This window comes from Pseudomonadota bacterium (assembly GCA_010028905.1).
Classification (GTDB): Bacteria; Vulcanimicrobiota; Xenobia; order RGZZ01; family RGZZ01; genus RGZZ01.
The window spans coordinates 1-2,092 of sequence record RGZZ01000678.1; the positions used below are offsets into that span (position 1 = coordinate 1).

Sequence of the window (2,092 nt, forward strand, 5' to 3'; positions counted from 1 at the left end):
AGGCGGGCCGCACGGTCTTCGCTGGGCGGATGCGTCGAGAGGATGGCGATGGGGCGCCCCCGCTGGTTCTCGCGCTTCGCGAGAACCAGGAAGAAGTCGGAGAACGGCTTGGGGTCGATGCCCGCGCGCTGCAGCGTCTCGAGGCCGTCACGATCGGCCTCGCTCTCGTGATCGCGGCTGTGCGCCAGGGACTGCAGCTCGGCTGCCTGCTCGCGCAGGCTGACCAGGGTCTTGTCGTTCGAACCGCCGAGCAGCGACCAGAGCAGGCTCACGCCGACCTGCCACTGCACGTTGCGCACCAGCGACTCGACGACGTGCTTGCGAATCACGTGCGACGTCTCGTGCCCGAGGATGCCGGCCAGGGCCTCGGGGCTGTCGATCTCCTCCATCAGCCCTGTGTACACCACGATGTAGCCGCCCGGCATGGCGAAGGCGTTCACCACGGGGGCGTTGACCACCGCGATGCGATAGGTGTACGGACTCGGGGGGAGTGCGGGCTCGAGACGCTTCCATATCGTCTGGACCGCGTCGTAGGCGGGGCCGCTCTCGAGAACATGGCCCTTTTTCGTGATGCGCTCAAAGGTTGATTTCCCCAGCTCTTCCTCGAGGCTCAGGGGGACGCGCTGCGCCACGGCTCTCGGCAGGGCGGAGAGGCTCCAGGCGAAGAGCCCGGTGAACGTGGCCACGATGACGGCCGCATAGGCGAGCGCTCGCCGCAACGACAGCCGCCTGCGGGTCTCTCCCCTCGAGGCGTTCGAGACCTGGGCGATCACCGAGGCGGGTGCGTGTTCGCCAACGACGGCCAGCAACGGGTCTGCCTCGGCCTCGAGGGTATAGCGGTGCCCCTGCGCGGTGAGACCCTCGATGATGGCCTGCCCTTCGTCGACGAGGCTCAGGCGGATCTGGACGGCCGACCAGGCGAACTGCTGCGTCAGACCGTCTTCAGCCGTGATGCGTATGCCTTGCGGGGAGGCCTCGAGGCGTGCCTTTCGGGGAACGCCCCAGCCTTCGTCGCTGGTGAGCCTGCCTTCGATGCTACTCATGACGTCGCCGCTCCGATTCCGTGACGTTCCTCCTGTTGTGCGATTGATCCTCCGACCGTCCGAGGGAAGCGCGCGGCGGTGTCGAAGAACTCTTGAATGGACCGCAAGATCCGGGTCAGCTCTGACCTGCGCGCCCGTGACGTGCCCCCTGGTACGCGCGTGACGCCCCGTGGGCGCGAGTACATGCTCCTCGGCCTCTTTGGAGGCTGGATTGCGGGTGGCGTGTGCATGGTGACGACCTACGACAAGAGCAATCTCGTGCTCTGGGTCATCAAGATCTTTGCCGCCGCCACGGTGGGTTCGCTGGCGGGCACCCTGGTGAGCTGGGTGATGCCCGGGACCCGCGCGCGCACGAAGGTCATTCGTGAGATGAAGGTGCACATCGCGCAGGAGCGTGAAGCCGAGGCGGAAGCGGTGCGCCAGGCTGTGGGGCAGGCCCCGCGCGGGTCGAGCGCCATGGCGGGTGCTGACGCCGCGGTCGCCGACGACGCACCCACATCTGTCTTGTCGTATGTCGACAGGGGGGGGGCAGGCGAGGGCGCCAGCGGTTTCTCCGCGGTTGACACCGACGTTCGTCGCGTCGATGGGTCGCGCGGTGAAGAGCCCGTCTCGCCCGCGTCGCGTGTGCACGAGACCAGTTCGGCGGGCACCGCTCCCACAGGGGGAGGTCGCGCGACGAGTGGCGCCCAGGCCGCGGCATCCGATGACCTTGGAGACCCGTCGAAAGGTCCGCGCTGGCGCAAGACCGCCGACACGCCTCCGTCGGGCGATGCCAGCGCGCTGCTTCGTGTGCTGGGTGAGTACACGAGCGTCGAGCCTGACGAACCCCGAGCCTGAGCCGCGCACCGCTGAAGGGCTGGCGCCTCCTTCCCGGCGAGCCCTTGACACAATCGGAGTAAATCAGTACGATTTAGGCGGTCCTAAAGGGACGATTCTGGTACGAATTGCCGATCTGGCGTCGTGTGACGGGCTCGACCGTGGTTGTCGAGGTGTCCGCACCGCCGGAGAAACGCATCCCCCCCAATGATTCGCATCACCAAGGCCACAGA

At 67.3% G+C, this 2,092-nt stretch carries 2 protein-coding genes; one reads left to right on the forward strand and one right to left on the reverse strand.

Annotated features, from left to right (window positions below; all coding sequences use genetic code 11):
* The coding region (locus EB084_24255; GenBank protein NDD31376.1) for a hypothetical protein at positions 1-1,043 on the reverse strand (1,043 nt) is incomplete at its 3' end.
* 96 nt (positions 1,044-1,139) lie between these two features.
* On the opposite strand from EB084_24255, the gene EB084_24260 reads away from it, so the two are divergent.
* Positions 1,140-1,880: a hypothetical protein gene (locus EB084_24260; protein NDD31377.1), complete on the forward strand. Its 741-nt coding sequence runs from the start codon at positions 1,140-1,142 to the stop codon at positions 1,878-1,880.
* Positions 1,881-2,092: the final 212 nt, after the last annotated feature.

Excerpts from the sequence above, each read along its gene's own strand:
- EB084_24260 (NDD31377.1), top strand. The coding sequence starts at position 1,140 with ATGGACCGCAAGATCCGGGTCAGCTCTGACCTGCGCGCCCGTGACGTG.